This window comes from Pseudomonas alcaligenes (assembly GCF_041729615.1).
GTDB classification, from domain to species: domain Bacteria; phylum Pseudomonadota; class Gammaproteobacteria; order Pseudomonadales; family Pseudomonadaceae; genus Aquipseudomonas; species Aquipseudomonas alcaligenes_B.
The window spans coordinates 420,834-436,491 of record NZ_CP154874.1 but is presented as its reverse complement, the minus strand read 5'-3'; the positions used below and the strand labels follow the sequence as shown (position 1 = coordinate 436,491).

The following is a 15,658-nucleotide window of genomic DNA, read 5'->3' as shown; positions in this document are numbered from 1 at the left end:
GCGGTCCTCACAAGGGGCCGCCCGGTTTTATTCGAGAAGGAATGAGTTATGACCCAGAAATTCGACGTGGTAGTGATTGGCGCGGGCCCGGGGGGCTACGTGGCCGCCATCAAGGCCGCGCAGCTCGGTCTGAAGACCGCCTGCATCGAGAAATACCAGGACAAGGACGGCAAGGTCGCCCTGGGCGGTACCTGCCTGAACGTCGGCTGCATTCCGTCGAAGGCGCTGCTGGACAGCTCCTACAAGTACCATGAGGCCCACGAGGGCTTGAAAGTGCACGGCATCGAGGCCAAGGGCGTGACCATCGACGTACCGCAGATGGTTGCGCGCAAGAACACCATCATCAAGAACCTGACTGGCGGCGTCGCCGGCCTGTTCAAGTCCAACGGCGTGACCCTGCTGGAAGGCCACGGCAAGCTGCTGGCCGGCAAGAAGGTTGAAGTCACCGGTCTGGACGGCTCCGTCCAGGTGGTCGAGGCCGAGAACGTGATTCTCGCCTCCGGCTCGCGTCCGGTGGACATTCCGCCGGCTCCGGTCGACCAGGACGTGATCGTCGACTCCACCGGCGCCCTGGAATTCCAGGCCGTGCCGAAGAAGCTGGGCGTGATCGGCGCCGGCGTCATCGGCCTGGAGCTGGGCTCCGTCTGGGCCCGCCTGGGTGCCGAAGTGACCGTGCTGGAGGCCATGGACAAGTTCCTCGCCGCCGCCGACGAGCAGATCTCCAAGGAAGCCCTGAAGATCCTCAGCAAGCAGGGTCTGGACATCCGCCTGGGCGCCCGCGTGACTGGCAGCGAAGTGAAGAAGAAGCAGGTGACTGTGACCTTCACCGACGCCACCGGCGAGCAGAAGCTGACGTTCGACAAGCTGATCGTCGCCGTCGGCCGTCGCCCGGTGACCACCAACCTGCTGGCCGCCGACAGCGGCGTGACCCTGGACGAGCGTGGCTTCATCTTCGTCAACGACCAGTGCGAAACCAGCGTACCGGGCGTCTACGCCATCGGTGACGTGGTGCGCGGTGCCATGCTGGCGCACAAGGCCTCCGAAGAGGGCGTGATGGTTGCCGAGCGCATCAAGGGCCACAAGGCGCAGATGAACTACGACCTGGTCCCGTCGGTGATCTACACCCACCCGGAAATCGCCTGGGTCGGCAAGACCGAGCAGCAGCTCAAGGCCGAGGGTGTCGAGATCAACGTCGGTACCTTCCCGTTCGCTGCCAGCGGTCGCGCCATGGCCGCCAACGACACCGCCGGTCTGGTCAAGGTCATCGCCGATGCCAAGACCGACCGCGTGCTGGGCGTGCATGTCATCGGCCCGAGCGCCGCCGAGCTGGTCCAGCAGGGCGCCATCGGCATGGAATTCGGCACCAGTGCCGAAGATCTGGGCATGATGGTGTTCTCGCATCCGACCCTGTCCGAGGCGCTGCACGAAGCGGCCCTGGCGGTGAATGGCCACGCCATCCACATCGCCAATCGCAAGAAGCGCTGATGCGTGTGGTGCCGCGCCTGGCGCGGCACCCCAATTTAAAACCACGGCGGGCGGCCCGTGGCGGCTCGCAAGAGTCGGTCGCAGGAATGCCCGTCGGACTGCTAACCAGAGCAGTCACAGGTGGCGCGGCGCCATGAGCGCAGCGTCGAAATGCGCAATACCTAAACGAAGAACGGTAGACAAGCATGAATCTTCACGAGTATCAGGGTAAGCAGCTGTTCGCTGAATACGGCCTGCCTGTATCCAAGGGCTTCGCCGTGGACACCCCGGAAGAAGCGGCTGCGGCCTGCGAAAAGATCGGTGGCAGCGAGTGGGTTGTCAAAGCCCAGGTGCATGCCGGTGGCCGCGGCAAGGCCGGTGGCGTAAAGCTGGTCAAGAGCAAGGAAGACGCCAAGGCGTTCGCCGCCAACTGGCTGGGCAAGCGCCTGGTGACCTACCAGACTGACGCCAATGGCCAGCCGGTCAGCAAGATCCTGGTCGAGTCCTGCACCGACATCGACAAGGAGCTGTACCTCGGCGCCGTCGTCGACCGCTCCAGCCGTCGCATCGTGTTCATGGCCTCCACCGAAGGTGGCGTGGACATCGAGAAGGTCGCCCACGACACTCCCGAGAAGATTCTCAAGGCCACCATCGACCCGCTGGTCGGCGCTCAGCCGTTCCAGGGCCGCGAGCTGGCCTTCCAGCTGGGCCTGCAGGGCGACCAGATCAAGCAGTTCACCCACATCTTCGTCAACCTGGCGAAGCTGTTCCAGGACCACGACCTGGCCCTGCTGGAAGTGAACCCGCTGGTGATCAAGAAGGACGGCAACCTGCACTGCCTGGACGCCAAGATCAACATCGACTCCAACGCCATGTTCCGTCAGCCCAAGCTGCGCGCCATGCACGACCCGTCCCAGGACGACGCCCGTGAGGCCCATGCGCAGAAGTGGGAACTGAACTACGTCGCGCTGGAAGGCAACATCGGCTGCATGGTCAACGGTGCCGGTCTGGCCATGGGCACCATGGACATCGTCAACCTGCATGGCGGCAAGCCGGCCAACTTCCTCGACGTGGGCGGCGGTGCGACCAAGGAGCGCGTGACCGAAGCGTTCAAGATCATCCTCTCCGACAGCAACGTGAAGGCCGTTCTGGTCAACATCTTCGGCGGCATCGTGCGCTGCGACATGATCGCCGAAGGCATCATCGGCGCGGTCAAGGAAGTCGGCGTTAAAGTGCCGGTCGTGGTCCGTCTGGAAGGTAACAATGCCGAGCTGGGGGCCAAGGTCCTGGCCGACAGCGGTCTGAACATCATCGCGGCTACCAGCCTCACCGACGCTGCCCAGCAGGTCGTCAAAGCCGCGGAGGGCAAGTAATGAGCGTCCTGATCAACAAAGACACCAAAGTCATCTGCCAAGGCTTCACCGGTAGCCAGGGCACCTTCCACTCCGAACAGGCCATCGCCTACGGCACCAAGATGGTCGGCGGCGTGACCCCCGGCAAGGGCGGCACCACCCACCTCGGCCTGCCGGTGTTCAACACCGTCAAGGAAGCCGTGGAAGCCACCGGCGCCGATGCCTCGGTGATCTACGTTCCGGCTCCGTTCTGCAAGGATTCCATCCTCGAAGCGGCTTTCGGCGGCATCAAGCTGGTCGTCTGCATCACCGAAGGCATCCCGACCATCGACATGCTGGAAGCCAAGGTCAAGTGCGACGAGCTGGGCGTGCGCCTGATCGGCCCGAACTGCCCGGGCGTGATCACTCCCGGCGAGTGCAAGATCGGCATCATGCCGGGTCACATCCACCTGCCGGGCAAGGTCGGCATCGTGTCGCGTTCCGGCACCCTGACCTATGAAGCCGTGAAGCAGACCACCGACGCCGGCTTCGGCCAGTCCACCTGCGTGGGCATCGGCGGTGACCCCATCCCGGGCTCCAACTTCATCGACATCCTGAAGCTGTTCCAGGAAGACCCGAAGACCGAAGCCATCGTCATGATCGGTGAGATCGGCGGTTCCGCTGAAGAAGAAGCCGCAGCCTACATCAAGGCCAACGTGACCAAGCCGGTGGTGTCCTACATCGCCGGTGTCACCGCGCCGCCCGGCAAGCGCATGGGCCACGCCGGCGCCATCATCTCCGGTGGCAAGGGCACTGCGGACGAGAAGTTCGCCGCCCTGCAGGACGCCGGTGTGAAGACCGTGCGTTCCCTGGCCGACATCGGCAAGGCCCTGGCCGAGCTGACCGGTTGGGAAGTCAAGAACGCCTAAGGCGCTCGCGACTGGAAGGAGGCCGCCCCCGGGCGGCCTTTTTCATTTCTGGCCGGTTCGTCAGAAAATTGTGCTGTCGCGACACTTTGTTGCGTCGCATCGACAGCCCGACCGCCGTCCGGCGCGGCTCGTCGGAAAAATCGTTAGTCTTGCAACTATTTTCCCGCCAGGCCCCACAAGGGCAGGGCGGGAGCCAAGGTCGCTGCCTGCAAACCCGGGGAGCGACGTTTCCCAATCCAGCGGAAACCCTGCCGTTTTCCCATGAATTTCTGCCTGTGGTACTTCCTGCTATGAATCGTTTGAAAAGCCTCGACCTCCTGGCCCTTGGCTTCATGACCTTCGCCCTGTTCCTGGGCGCCGGCAACATCATCTTCCCGCCCAGCGCCGGCATGGCCGCCGGTGAGAACGTCTGGTCCGCCGCCTTCGGCTTCCTCATCACCGGTGTCGGCCTGCCGCTGCTCACCGTGGTAGCGCTGGCCCGGGTCGGCGGCGGCATGGACGAGCTGACCGCGCCGCTCGGCCGCCGCGCCGGCACCCTGCTGGCGGTGGCCGTGTACTTGGCCATCGGCCCGCTGTTCGCCACCCCGCGCACCGCCGTGGTGTCCTTCGAGATGGGCGTGGCGCCGTTCACCGGCAACGAGCCGCTGCCGCTGGCCCTGTACAGCGTGGCCTACTTCGCCGCCGTGCTGTTCCTTGCCCTGAATCCGGGCAAGCTGGTCGACAGCATCGGCAAGTTCATCACGCCGCTGCTGCTCGCCGCCCTGCTGGTACTGGGTGGCGCCGCCCTGCTGGCCCCGGCTGGCGGCATCGGTGCGGTCAGTGACAGCTACCAGGCCATGCCATGGGTGCAGGGTTTCCTGCAGGGTTACCTGACCATGGATACCCTGGGTGCCCTGGTGTTCGGTATCGTCATCGCCACCGCGATCAAGGATCGTGGCGTCAGCGACAGCGCGCTGATCACCCGCTATTCGGTGGTCGCCGGCATCATCGCCGCCATCGGCTTGTCGCTGGTCTACCTGGCGCTGTTCTACCTCGGCGCCACCAGCCAGGGCATCGCCGGCGACGCGCAGAACGGCGTGCAGATCCTCACCACCTATGTCGAGCACACCTTCGGCATCTACGGCAGCCTGCTGCTGGCGGTGGTCATCACCCTGGCCTGCCTGACCACCGCGGTGGGCCTGCTGACCGCCTGTGGCGAATACTTCAGCAAGCTGCTGCCGGTGTCCTATCGCGCCGTGGTGCTGACCTTCGGTGTATTCAGCCTGCTGGTGGCCAACCAGGGCCTGACCCAGCTGATCAGCGTGTCGGTGCCGGTGCTGGTCGGCCTCTATCCGCTGGCCATCGTGCTGGTCGCGCTGAGCCTGCTGGATGGCTTCTGGTGTTCGGCGCGACGGGTGTTCGTCCCGGTGATGGGCGTGACCCTGGTGTTCGGCCTGGTCGATGCCTTCAACGCGGCAGGCCTGAAGAGCCTGGTGCCGGCTGTCTTCGCCCATCTGCCGCTGGCCGAGCAGGGCCTCGGCTGGCTGCTGCCGGTGGGGTTGACCCTGCTGGTCGCCGCGGTGCTCGACCGCCTGCTCGGCGAGCCGATCCGCCAGGCCGCCTGATACCGCGCCGGGGCTGTGCAAGGCAGCCCCGGACCCTCTGCGTCGCACCTTTTGGCGCGCTGCACCTGTTCTTTGGCGTATCTGGCACCTTTCGCCGATTGCCGCCCAACCTGACCTGCCGGACAATCGCCTGGTACTTTCCAGCAGTCCAGCCGCCATGTCGCAAACCATCTTCTTCGCCCACGCCAACGGTTTCCCCTCGGCCACCTACGCCAAGCTGTTCGACGCCCTGGCGCCGGACTACCGCGTGCGCCACCTCGGCCAGCATGGCCACGATCCGCGCTTTCCGGTGGACGACAACTGGAACAACCTGGTGGACGAGCTGATCCTGCATCTGGAGCGGGGCGACGAGCCGGTCTGGGGCGTCGGCCATTCCCTCGGCGGCGTGCTGCACTACCATGCCGCGCTGCGCCGGCCGGAGCTGTACCGCGGCGTGGCGATGCTCGACTCGCCGCTGCTCACCGGTGTCGACCGCCTGGTGATTCGCGCCGCCAAGCGCTTCGGTTTCATCGACCGGATCACCCCGGCGGGCAGGACCGTCGGCCGTCGCGAGTCTTTCGGCGACCTTGCCGAGGCGCGCGACTACTTCGCCGGCAAGAGCCTGTTCCGTCGCTTCGATCCGGACTGCCTGGATGCCTACGTGCGCCACGGTCTGCGCGAGGAGGGCGGCGGCCTGCGCCTGCGCTTCGACCCGGCCACCGAAATCAGCATCTACCGCAGCGTGCCGCACACCGTGCCGGGGCGCCCGCAGCAGCTGGCCGTGCCGCTGGCGGTGGTGCGCGGGCGGCACAGCCGGGTGGTGCTGCCGCACCACGCCCGCCAGGTCAACCGCGTGCCCAAGGGCGAGTACCACAACCTGCCCGGCGGCCACATGTTCCCTCTGGAGCGCCCGCAGGACACCGCGCGCCTGTTGCGCGAGCTGTTCGCCCGCTGGCAGGGACAGGACATGGAGCGTTCGGCATGAGCCTGAGAGTGGAGGAGACCCGTTTCAGCCTGCCGCACGTGGAGCTGGCCGCGCACCTGTTCGGCCCCGAGGACGGCATCCCGGTGATCGCCCTGCATGGCTGGCTGGACAACGCCATGACCTTCGCCCGCCTGGCGCCGAAGCTAGAAGGGCTGCGCATCGTCGCCCTGGACTTCCCCGGCCACGGCCACTCCGGCCACTATGCCAGCAACTCCAGCTACAGCATGTGGGAGTACCTGGAGGACGTGCTGCTGGTGGCCGAGCAGCTCGGCTGGCAGCGCTTCTCGCTGCTCGGTCATTCGCTCGGCGGCATCATCTCCACCCTGCTGGCGGCGGCGGTACCGGAGCGCATCGAGCGCCTGGCGCTGATCGACGGCCTGGTGCCCTACACGGCCGAGGCCGACAGCGCGCCCAAGCGCCTGGGCGATGCGCTGCGCGCGCGCCTGGGGGGGCGCGACAAGCAGAAGCCGGTCTACCCCGACCTGGACAAGGCCGTGCAGGCGCGCATGAAGGGCGTGGTGGCGGTCAGCCGCAAAGCCGCCGAGCTGCTGGCCCAGCGCGGCCTGGAGCCGGTGCCGGGCGGCTACACCTGGCGCACCGACATCCGCCTGACCCTGCCCTCGGTGATGCGCCTGACCTTCGCCCATGTCGAGCACTTCGTTCGCGCCGTGCAGTGTCCGGTCAGCCTGATCCTCGCCGAGGGCGGGCAGATGAACGTCGAGCCACGCCTCAAGGGGCTGATCGAGCAGGCGAACTTCGAGACGCACATCCTGCCCGGCGGCCATCACCTGCATCTCAACGACGAGGCCGGCGCACAGCAGGTTGCAGACTGTTTCAATCCATTCTTCCGACGCCCTTGACGCAGCCCCGGCAACTGCCGAGGCTGTGCGCATCGCTTCGGAGGTTGTCATGATCGAGCTGTACACCGCCGCCACGCCCAACGGGCACAAGATCTCCATCGCCCTGGAGGAGCTGGGCCTGCCCTACGAGGTGCACGCGCTGTCCTTCGACAGGCAGGAGCAGAAGGCCCCGGAATTCCTGCGCATCAACCCCAACGGGCGCATTCCCGCCATCGTCGACGACGGCTTCGCCGTGTTCGAGTCCGGCGCCATCCTCATCTACCTGGCCGAGAAGACCGGCCGCCTGCTGCCGAGCGACCCCAGGGGCCGCTCGCTGGCCATCCAGTGGCTGATGTTCCAGATGGGTGGGGTAGGGCCCATGCAGGGCCAGGCCAACGTGTTCTTCCGTTATTTCCCGGAGAAGCTGCAGGGCGCCATCGACCGCTACCAGCACGAGACCCGCCGCCTCTACGAGGTGCTCGACCGCCGCCTGGGCGAGGCCGAGTACCTGGCCGGTGCCTACAGCATCGCCGACATCGCCACCTATCCCTGGGTGCGCGTCCATGACTGGGCAGGCGTCGCGGTGGACGGGCTGGACCACCTGCAGCGCTGGATGGCCGCGCTCGCCGCGCGCCCGGCCGTGCAGCGCGGCCTGCAGATCCCCGCTCGCCCGCGCGACGATGCCAGCCTGGTGCAGACCGCGCAGGCCATGCTGACACGCTAAGGAGCCGCATGCGTTATCCATTTCTGATCTCTCTGAGCCTTGCCTGTGGCACTGCGCTGGCTGCTGACGTATCCGGCAGCCAGGATCTGCAGAGCCTGCCGCGCTTCCCGCGCGCCGAAATAGTCGACTACCGCGATGTTGCCAACGAGGAGAGACGCTACCCGCAGGACGGCCTGCGCCGCATCAGCGGCCAGCTGCGGGTGTCGCAGGAGGTGGTCACCGAGGGGCGGCTGCGCGCGTTGACCTACCGTCTTCCGGACGAGCACCCGCCGCGCGAGGCGCTGACGGCGGCGCGCGCGCATCTGCAGGAGCAGGGCGCCCAGCTGCTGTTCTGGTGCGAGGGACGTGACTGTGGCTCCAGCAGCCTGTTCGCCAACGCCATCTTCGGCAATGCCAAGCTGTACGGGCCGGAGGAGCGCCAGAGCTACCTGCTGCTGCGCCTGGCCGCCCCCGAGCAGGACAGCCTGCTGGCCCTGTACGGCATCACCCGCGGCAACCGCCGCTCCTACCTGCACGTGGAACAGCTGGATGCCGCCGCGCCGCTGCCGGCGCTGCTGCCGACGCCGGCCACCCTGCAGCGCCTGCTGCGCAGCAGTGGCGAGCTCAGGCTGGCGCATCTGGGCGCACCGGACGAGCAGTGGGGCGACCTGCTGGCGCGTACCCTGAGCCTGGACAGCACCCAGCGCGTGCGCCTCTCGGGCGCCGCGGCCGAAGCCTGGCGCGAGGCCCTGGAACGGCGCGGCGTGCGCAGCGGCCGGCTGCAGAGCGGCACTGCCGAAGGTGCGGGCCTGCACCTGGAACTACTACGCTGAAGGATGATGGCGAGTCGGGCCGCTTCCCGCCCGGCACTGGGGAATTCGAAGCATGCTGAACAATGATCGCCTGTTGGTGCAGATCCTCCTGCTGGCGCTGCTCGGTGCCTGCGTCTGGGTGCTGGCGCCGTTCTTCTCCGCGCTGTTCTGGGCCGGCGTGCTGGCCTTCGCCAGCTGGCCGCTGATGCGTCTACTGACGCGGGCGCTGGATGGCCGCCAGGCCTACGCCGCCGGGGTGCTCACCGCCGGCTGGATGGTGCTGGTGGCGGTGCCGCTGGTCTGGCTCGGCTTCAACCTGGCCGACCATATCCGCGATGCCACCGCGCTGTTCAAGGACTTCGAGGTCGATGGCCTGCCGGACCCGCCCGCCTGGCTGGGCGGGCTGCCGCTGGTGGGTGAGCGCCTGGTCGGTCTGTGGACGCGCATCGACAAGGAAGGTGGCGAGCTGCTGGAAACCGTGCGCCCCTACCTGGGCCAGGTCGGCAACTGGCTGCTGGCACGCAGCGCGCAGATCGGCGGCGGCATGCTGGAGCTGGCCCTGAGCCTGGTGCTGGTGTTCTTCTTCTACCGCGACGGCCCGCGCATGGCGGCTTTCGCCCAGAGCCTGCTGCAGCGCCTGATCGGCGAGCGCGCCGAGCACTACCTGGATCTGGTGGCCGGCACCGTGCAGCGGGTGGTCAACGGCGTCATCGGCACCGCAGCGGCCCAGGCCCTGCTGGCCATGATCGGTTTCTACATCGCCGGGGTGCCGGGTGCCCTGGTGCTGGGCATCATCACCTTCGTCCTCAGCCTGATTCCCATGGGCCCGCCGCTGGTGTGGATTCCCGCCACCGCCTGGCTGGTCAGCCAGGGCCAGTACGGCATGGCGGTGTTCCTCGGCGTCTGGGGCATGTTCGTCATCAGCGGCGTGGACAACGTGCTCAAGCCCTACCTGATCAGTCGTGGCGGCAACCTGCCGCTGGTGGTGGTGCTGCTCGGCGTGTTCGGCGGCATCCTGGCGTTCGGCTTCATGGGCCTGTTCCTCGGCCCGACCCTGCTGGCCGTGGCCTTCAGCCTGCTCGGCGACTGGGTGGGCAACATGCCGCCCGAGACCAAGGCGCAGGCCGAGCGTAAGGACGGGGAATAGTTGGCATCCTGCGCAGATTCCTGCCAGGCGGCCTTGGTCGGCGCGGCGCCACGGTGATAGCCTTGCCCGGCTCTCCGGCCGCGCTTGCCGGAGCCGGGCGGCCCATCGCCCAGCCTCAGACCGCGTGCGGGTCCGCAGAGGCCATACGTGGTTCAGGGAAGAAAGACCAACACTACACAACGGACACCCCACCCCATGAAAAAAACTGCAGGTATAGCCGCAGGCCTGATCCTGGCCGTCGGCGCTCTCGGCACGGCTGGCGCCTGGTACACCGGTAACCAACTGCCCACGGTGCTGGACGAGTCGATCAAGCGCGCCAACGCCGACCTGGCCAAGACCCTGCCGGCGCTGGGCCTGGATGCCTCCATCGAGCTGCTGGCGCTGGAGCAGCAGTTCTTCAGCAGCACCGCGCGCTACCGTCTGACCTTCAGCGGCTCGCTCGACGGCGAGGCGCCGCAGCAGTTCGAGCTGCTGATCAACGACCGCATCGAACACGGCCCCTTCCCGCTGTCGCGCCTCAAGGCCTTCCAGTTGATGCCGGTGATGGCGACCAGCAACTACGCGCTGGAATCGAGCCCGGCCTTGGAAAAATGGTTCGCCGCCGCCAACGGCAAGTCGCCCCTGGAAGGTCAGGCCAGCCTGGGCTATGACCGCTCCGTGGCGGGCAACCTGCGCTTCAATCCGGTCCAGGTGGCTCTGGATGAAGACAGCCAGCTGGACTTCAGTGGTCTGGACATCGACTTCGACAGCACGGCCGAGGCCAAGGCCATAGACGCCAATGGCCTGATGGACAGCCTGCGGATCAGCACCAAGCTGAGCGAGAGCCAGAACCCGCTGACCATCGAGCTCAAGGGCCTGACCCTGGACAGCCAGACCGCCAAGGGCAGCAGCGAGTTCTACCTGGGGCGCAACGAGGTCAAGCTGCAGACCGCGCAGATCCTCATCGGCGATGGTGAGCCGATCCTGCTGAGGGACATCTCCCAGCTCGACGAAACCAGCGAAGCCGACGGCAAGCTGGCCGCCCGCTCCACCTACAAGATCGGCATGGTCAGCTACCAGGGCCAGGACATCGGCGGCCTGGACATGGTCTCCAGCGTGAAGAACCTCGACGCAGCGGCCCTGCAATCGCTGCTGGCGCTGTACAGCGACATCATCAAGAGCACCGGCCAGCTGCAGCAGGCCAGCCTGGAGGCCGAGGACGAGCTGCCGCAGCTGTCCGAGGCGCAGAAGGCCCAGCTGATGGTGGACCTGGAGAAGCTGCTGGCCGCCAATCCGGGGATTGCCCTGGAGAAGCTGGCGTTCAAGACCGCCAACGGTGAAAGCAGCTTGAGCCTGGCCCTGGACTTCGCCAAGCCCGAGTCCTTCGAGTTGCCGCCGCCCGAGCTGGCCAAGCAGCTGATCACCCAGCTGGATGCCAAGGTCGCCGTGTCCAAGGCGATGATCGGTGACGTGATCGGCCTGCAGGCCACCTTCGCCGGCGAAACCGACAAGGAAGCGGTTGCCCAGCAGGCGTCGATGATGACCGAGATGGCCAGCGGCATGGCGCTGTCCACCGAGCTGGCCAAACTGGAGGGTGACAACATCGTCACCAGCCTGCATTACGCCGACGACAAGGTGGACTTCAACGGCAAGCAGATGAGCGTCGAGGAGTTCGTCGCCATGGCCTTCGCCAGTGGCGCCGGCCTGGGCATGGGTGGTGGCGCTATGGGCGAGGAAGATCCGGCCATGCAGGGTCTGCAGCTGGAGGAAGAGGGGAGCGCCGAGGCAGAGAGCTCCGTCCAGTAAGCACCACCCGGCAACGAAAAGGCCCGCTGCGATGCGGGCCTTTTTCTTTTCTGCGGCCGTTCCGGTCCGCGATCTTTACGCATTCTTTATGCGCAGCTCCCTGAGGCCAATCGCGCCTTTACGCGCGCCGGCGGAACAATGCCGGCAAGGCGGTAGAGACCGCATAACGGAGCAGAAACATGAGCATTCTCGACGGGGTGTCCCTAGGCCTGGCCCTGGGACTTTTCATTTATTTGCTGGTTGCGCTGCTGCGCGCCGGACGGCAGAGCTAGGAGGCCCCATGCAAGTCCAAGACTACTGGCTGATTCTGGCCTTCTTCGCACTTGTGCTGGTGCCGGCACCTTTCCTCGGGCGCTATTTCTTCAACGCCATGGAAGGCAAGCGCAACCTGCTGAGCCCCGTGCTGCAACCGCTGGAGCGCCTGTGCTACCGGGTGTCCGGGGTCGACCCCGAGCGCGATCAGGACTGGAAGACCTACAGCCTGGCGCTGCTGGCCTTCAGTGCTGTTTCCCTGGTGGTGCTGTTCACCATCCTCATGCTGCAGCACCTGCTGCCGTTCAATCCGCAGCAGCTGCCGGGCCTGGAGTGGAGCCTGGCGTTCAACACCGCGGTGAGTTTCGTCACCAACACCAACTGGCAGGCCTATAGCGGCGAGGCTGCACTGAGCTACTTCAGCCAGATGGTTGGCCTGGGCGTGCAGAACTTCGTCAGCCCGGCCGTCGGCCTGGCCATCCTGGTGGCCTTTGCCCGCGGCATCGCGCGCAAGTCGAGCAACGGCATCGGCAACTTCTGGGTCGATGTGACCCGCGCCGTGCTCTATGTGCTGCTGCCGCTGTGCGTGCCGCTGGCCATCTTCCTGGTCTGGCAGGGCGTGCCGCAGACCTTTATGGACTATGCCCATGCGACCACTGTGCAGGGCGCCGAGCAGACCATTCCGCTGGGTCCGGCCGCCAGCCAGATCGCCATCAAGCAGCTGGGCACCAACGGTGGTGGTTTCTTCGGTGTGAACTCGGCGCACCCGTTCGAGAACCCGACGGCCTGGTCCAACCTGTTCGAGGTGGCCTCGATCATCCTGATCCCGGCCGCCCTGGTGTTCACCTTCGGCCACTACGTCAAGGACCTGCGCCAGAGCCGCGCTATCCTGGCCAGCATGCTGATCCTGTTCGTTGCCGGTCTTGGCATCACCCTGTGGGCCGAGTACCAGCCCAACCCGGCCCTGGCGGCGCTGCCGATCGAGCAAGCCGGCTCGCTGGAAGGCAAGGAGGCGCGCTTCGGCACTGCCGCCTCGGCACTCTGGGCGGTGACCACCACGGCCGCTTCCAACGGCTCGGTCAACGCCATGCATGACAGCTTCAGCGCCATCGGCGGGCTGGCACCGATGTTCAACATGATGCTCGGCGAGGTGATCTTCGGCGGCGTCGGCGCCGGCCTGTACGGCATGCTGCTGTTCGTCCTGATTGCCGTGTTCCTGGCCGGCCTGATGATCGGCCGCACTCCGGAGTACCTGGGCAAGAAGCTGGAGGCCCGCGAGGTGCGCCTGCTGGTCGCCACCCTGCTGGTGATGCCGGTCGGTGTCCTGGTGTTCTGCGCCCTGGCGGTGAGCCTGGACGGCCCGGCAGCCTCCATCAGCAACCCGGGTGCCCACGGCTTCAGCCAGGCGCTGTATGCCTACACCTCGGGTACCGCCAACAACGGTTCGGCCTTCGCCGGCCTCCAAGCCAACACGCCGTACCACAACCTGATGATCGGCCTGGCCATGCTGCTCGGCCGCTTCGGCTACATCCTGCCGATCCTGGCCATCGCCGGCAGCCTGGCGGCGAAGAAGCGTGCGCCGCTGGACGGCAACAGCTTCCCGACCCATGGCCCGCTGTTCGTCACCCTCCTGGTACTGACCATCCTGCTGGTCGGTGGCCTGACCTTCCTGCCGGCGCTGGCCCTGGGCCCACTGGCCGAACACCTGGCGTTCTAACGGAGAACCATGATGAATGCCCCTGTAAAGGCGCAACAAGGCGCCAAGACCCCCAAAAACCAGGCCAAGACCAGTTTCGCTGCGCTGTGGAAGCCAGCTTTGAAGCAGGCCTTTGTCAAACTGGACCCGCGCCAGCTGCTGCGCTCGCCGGTGATGCTGGTGGTGGAGATCACCGCCGTGCTTACCACGATGCTGTGCTTCGTACCCAACCCTGCGGTGAGTACCGGCCTGGCCGTGCAGATCGCCCTGTGGCTGTGGTTTACCGTGCTCTTCGCCAACTTCGCCGAAGCCCTGGCCGAAGGCCGTGGCAAGGCCCGCGCCGATAGCCTCAAGGCTGGCAGCCAGGGCCTGACCGCACGGCGCAAGACCGCCGGCGAGCAGTACCAGGTGGTTGCCGCCAGCCAGCTGCGCCGCGGCGATATCGTGCGCGTCGAGGCCGGCGAGCTGATCCCCGGCGATGGCGAGGTGATCGAGGGCATTGCCGCCGTCAACGAGGCGGCCATCACCGGTGAATCCGCGCCGGTGATCCGTGAGTCCGGCGGCGACCGCTCGGCGGTGACCGGCAACACCCGCGTGGTGTCGGACTGGCTGCTGGTGAAGATCACCGCCAACCCGGGCGAGTCGACCCTGGACCGGATGATCGCCCTGGTCGAGGGTGCCAAGCGGCAGAAGACCCCCAACGAGGTGGCGCTGGACATCCTGCTGATCGGCCTGAGCCTGATCTTCCTGCTGGTGGTGGCCACCCTGCAGCCGTTTGCCCGCTATGCCGGCGGTGACCTGCCGCTGGTGTACCTGGCCGCGCTGCTGGTGACCCTGATCCCGACCACCATCGGCGGGTTGCTCTCGGCCATCGGCATCGCCGGCATGGATCGTCTGGTGCGCCTCAATGTGATCGCCAAGTCCGGCCGCGCGGTGGAGGCGGCAGGTGATGTGCATGTGCTGCTGCTGGACAAGACCGGCACCATCACCTTCGGCAACCGCCGCTGCAGCGCGGTGATCAAGGCCCCTGGTATCAATGGCAAGGAGCTGGGTGAAGCGGCACTGCTGGCTTCCCTGGCTGACGATACCCCGGAAGGTAAATCCATCGTCGAGTACCTGCGTCCACTGACCACGCTGCGAGAGCCGGCGCGCAGCGAAGTCAAGGCTATCGCCTTCAGCGCCGAGACTCGCCTGTCCGGTGTCGACTGGAACGGTCACAGCTACCGCAAGGGCGCGGTGGATGCCGTGCTGCTGTACCTCGGCATGGCCCGCGACGCAGTGCCGGCAACCCTGGCTCGCGAGGTGGAGAAGATCGCCCAGAGCGGCGGCACCCCGCTGCTGGTGGCCGGCGACGGCCAGCTGCTCGGCGCCATCCACCTCAAGGACGTGGTCAAGCCGGGCATCCGCGAGCGCTTCGCCGAGCTGCGCAGCCTGGGCATCCGCACCGTGATGGTGACCGGTGACAACCCGCTGACCGCCGCGGCCATCGCCGCCGAGGCCGGCGTCGACGACCTGATCGCCGAAGCCACGCCGGAGAAGAAGCTGCAGCGCATTCGCGCCGAGCAGGCCGAAGGCAAGCTGGTCGCCATGTGCGGCGACGGTGCCAACGATGCCCCGGCGCTGGCCCAGGCCGACGTCGGCCTGGCGATGAACGATGGCACCCAGGCCGCCCGCGAGGCCGCCAACCTGGTGGACCTGGACTCGGACCCGGCCAAGCTGCTCGACGTGGTGCAGGTAGGCAAGGAGCTCTTGGTGACCCGTGGCGCGCTGACCACTTTCTCGGTGGCCAACGACGTGGCCAAGTACTTCGCCATCCTCCCGGCGCTGTTCGCCGGCATCTACCCGCAGCTCGGCGCGCTCAACCTGATGCAACTGCACAGCCCGCAGAGCGCCATCCTCTCGGCCATCGTGTTCAACGCGCTGATCATCATCGCGCTAATCCCCCTGGCCCTGCGCGGGGTGCGGGTCAAGGCCCTGGACGCGGCCAGCCTGCTGCGCCGCAACCTGCTGATCTACGGCCTGGGCGGCATCCTCGCGCCCTTTGTCGGGATCAAGATGATCGACGCGCTGCTGGTGGCGGTGGGGCTGGTGTAGTGATTTTTCTCCCCTCTACCGCTTGCGGGAGAGGGGCC

The 15,658-nt window shown here is 66.7% G+C and carries 13 protein-coding genes; all 13 read left to right on the top strand.

Features of this window, described 5'->3' with window-relative positions; translation table 11 throughout:
* Positions 1–48 precede the first annotated feature (48 nt).
* Positions 49–1,485 carry a dihydrolipoyl dehydrogenase gene (lpdA, locus tag AAG092_RS02070; RefSeq protein ID WP_373388339.1) on the top strand — a complete coding sequence of 479 codons (1,437 nt, stop codon included), beginning with the start codon at positions 49–51 and terminating at the stop codon, positions 1,483–1,485.
* A gap of 185 nt (positions 1,486–1,670) precedes the next feature.
* Positions 1,671–2,837: an ADP-forming succinate--CoA ligase subunit beta gene (gene sucC, locus AAG092_RS02065; protein ID WP_110683210.1), complete on the top strand. Its 1,167-nt coding sequence runs from the start codon at positions 1,671–1,673 to the stop codon at positions 2,835–2,837.
* Complete coding sequence (gene sucD, locus AAG092_RS02060) at positions 2,837–3,724, top strand: succinate--CoA ligase subunit alpha (RefSeq protein ID WP_373388338.1); 888 nt, start codon at positions 2,837–2,839, stop codon at positions 3,722–3,724. Before sucC ends, sucD begins: the two co-directional genes overlap by 1 nt.
* Positions 3,725–4,014: 290 nt before the next feature.
* Positions 4,015–5,328: a branched-chain amino acid transport system II carrier protein gene (gene brnQ, locus AAG092_RS02055; protein ID WP_373388336.1), complete on the top strand. Its 1,314-nt coding sequence runs from the start codon at positions 4,015–4,017 to the stop codon at positions 5,326–5,328.
* Between the two features lie 157 nt (positions 5,329–5,485).
* A complete protein-coding gene (locus AAG092_RS02050; protein WP_110683208.1) occupies positions 5,486–6,292 on the top strand; it encodes an alpha/beta fold hydrolase in 807 nt (268 codons plus the stop codon).
* Entirely contained in the window at positions 6,289–7,152 is an 864-nt protein-coding gene (locus AAG092_RS02045) for an alpha/beta fold hydrolase (RefSeq protein ID WP_373388334.1), read from the top strand. Before AAG092_RS02050 ends, AAG092_RS02045 begins: the two co-directional genes overlap by 4 nt.
* A 49-nt stretch (positions 7,153–7,201) precedes the next feature.
* Positions 7,202–7,855 carry a glutathione S-transferase family protein gene (locus tag AAG092_RS02040; RefSeq protein ID WP_110683206.1) on the top strand — a complete coding sequence of 218 codons (654 nt, stop codon included), beginning with the start codon at positions 7,202–7,204 and terminating at the stop codon, positions 7,853–7,855.
* Between the two features lie 8 nt (positions 7,856–7,863).
* Positions 7,864–8,667: a DUF4892 domain-containing protein gene (locus tag AAG092_RS02035; RefSeq protein WP_373388332.1), complete on the top strand. Its 804-nt coding sequence runs from the start codon at positions 7,864–7,866 to the stop codon at positions 8,665–8,667.
* A gap of 52 nt (positions 8,668–8,719) precedes the next feature.
* Positions 8,720–9,793 (top strand): AI-2E family transporter, encoded by a 1,074-nt coding sequence (locus AAG092_RS02030; protein ID WP_373388331.1) that lies wholly within the window; start codon positions 8,720–8,722, stop codon positions 9,791–9,793.
* 195 nt (positions 9,794–9,988) lie between these two features.
* On the top strand, positions 9,989–11,578 hold the full coding sequence (locus tag AAG092_RS02025; RefSeq protein ID WP_373388330.1) for a YdgA family protein: 1,590 nt from the start codon (positions 9,989–9,991) through the stop codon (positions 11,576–11,578).
* Positions 11,579–11,757: 179 nt separating this feature from the next.
* On the top strand, positions 11,758–11,850 hold the full coding sequence (locus tag AAG092_RS02020; RefSeq protein ID WP_061904356.1) for a potassium-transporting ATPase subunit F: 93 nt from the start codon (positions 11,758–11,760) through the stop codon (positions 11,848–11,850).
* Positions 11,851–11,858: 8 nt separating this feature from the next.
* On the top strand, positions 11,859–13,547 hold the full coding sequence (kdpA, locus tag AAG092_RS02015) for a potassium-transporting ATPase subunit KdpA (protein ID WP_373388329.1): 1,689 nt from the start codon (positions 11,859–11,861) through the stop codon (positions 13,545–13,547).
* A gap of 9 nt (positions 13,548–13,556) precedes the next feature.
* On the top strand, positions 13,557–15,620 hold the full coding sequence (gene kdpB, locus AAG092_RS02010; protein ID WP_373388328.1) for a potassium-transporting ATPase subunit KdpB: 2,064 nt from the start codon (positions 13,557–13,559) through the stop codon (positions 15,618–15,620).
* Positions 15,621–15,658: the final 38 nt, after the last annotated feature.

Excerpts from the sequence above, each read along its gene's own strand:
- lpdA (WP_373388339.1), top strand. The coding sequence starts at position 49 with ATGACCCAGAAATTCGACGTGGTAGTGATTGGCGCGGGCCCGGGGGGC.
- sucC (WP_110683210.1), top strand. The coding sequence starts at position 1,671 with ATGAATCTTCACGAGTATCAGGGTAAGCAGCTGTTCGCTGAATACGGC.
- sucD (WP_373388338.1), top strand. The coding sequence starts at position 2,837 with ATGAGCGTCCTGATCAACAAAGACACCAAAGTCATCTGCCAAGGCTTC.
- brnQ (WP_373388336.1), top strand. The coding sequence starts at position 4,015 with ATGAATCGTTTGAAAAGCCTCGACCTCCTGGCCCTTGGCTTCATGACC.
- AAG092_RS02050 (WP_110683208.1), top strand. The coding sequence starts at position 5,486 with ATGTCGCAAACCATCTTCTTCGCCCACGCCAACGGTTTCCCCTCGGCC.
- AAG092_RS02045 (WP_373388334.1), top strand. The coding sequence starts at position 6,289 with ATGAGCCTGAGAGTGGAGGAGACCCGTTTCAGCCTGCCGCACGTGGAG.
- AAG092_RS02040 (WP_110683206.1), top strand. The coding sequence starts at position 7,202 with ATGATCGAGCTGTACACCGCCGCCACGCCCAACGGGCACAAGATCTCC.
- AAG092_RS02035 (WP_373388332.1), top strand. The coding sequence starts at position 7,864 with ATGCGTTATCCATTTCTGATCTCTCTGAGCCTTGCCTGTGGCACTGCG.
- AAG092_RS02030 (WP_373388331.1), top strand. The coding sequence starts at position 8,720 with ATGCTGAACAATGATCGCCTGTTGGTGCAGATCCTCCTGCTGGCGCTG.
- AAG092_RS02025 (WP_373388330.1), top strand. The coding sequence starts at position 9,989 with ATGAAAAAAACTGCAGGTATAGCCGCAGGCCTGATCCTGGCCGTCGGC.
- AAG092_RS02020 (WP_061904356.1), top strand. The coding sequence starts at position 11,758 with ATGAGCATTCTCGACGGGGTGTCCCTAGGCCTGGCCCTGGGACTTTTC.
- kdpA (WP_373388329.1), top strand. The coding sequence starts at position 11,859 with ATGCAAGTCCAAGACTACTGGCTGATTCTGGCCTTCTTCGCACTTGTG.
- kdpB (WP_373388328.1), top strand. The coding sequence starts at position 13,557 with ATGATGAATGCCCCTGTAAAGGCGCAACAAGGCGCCAAGACCCCCAAA.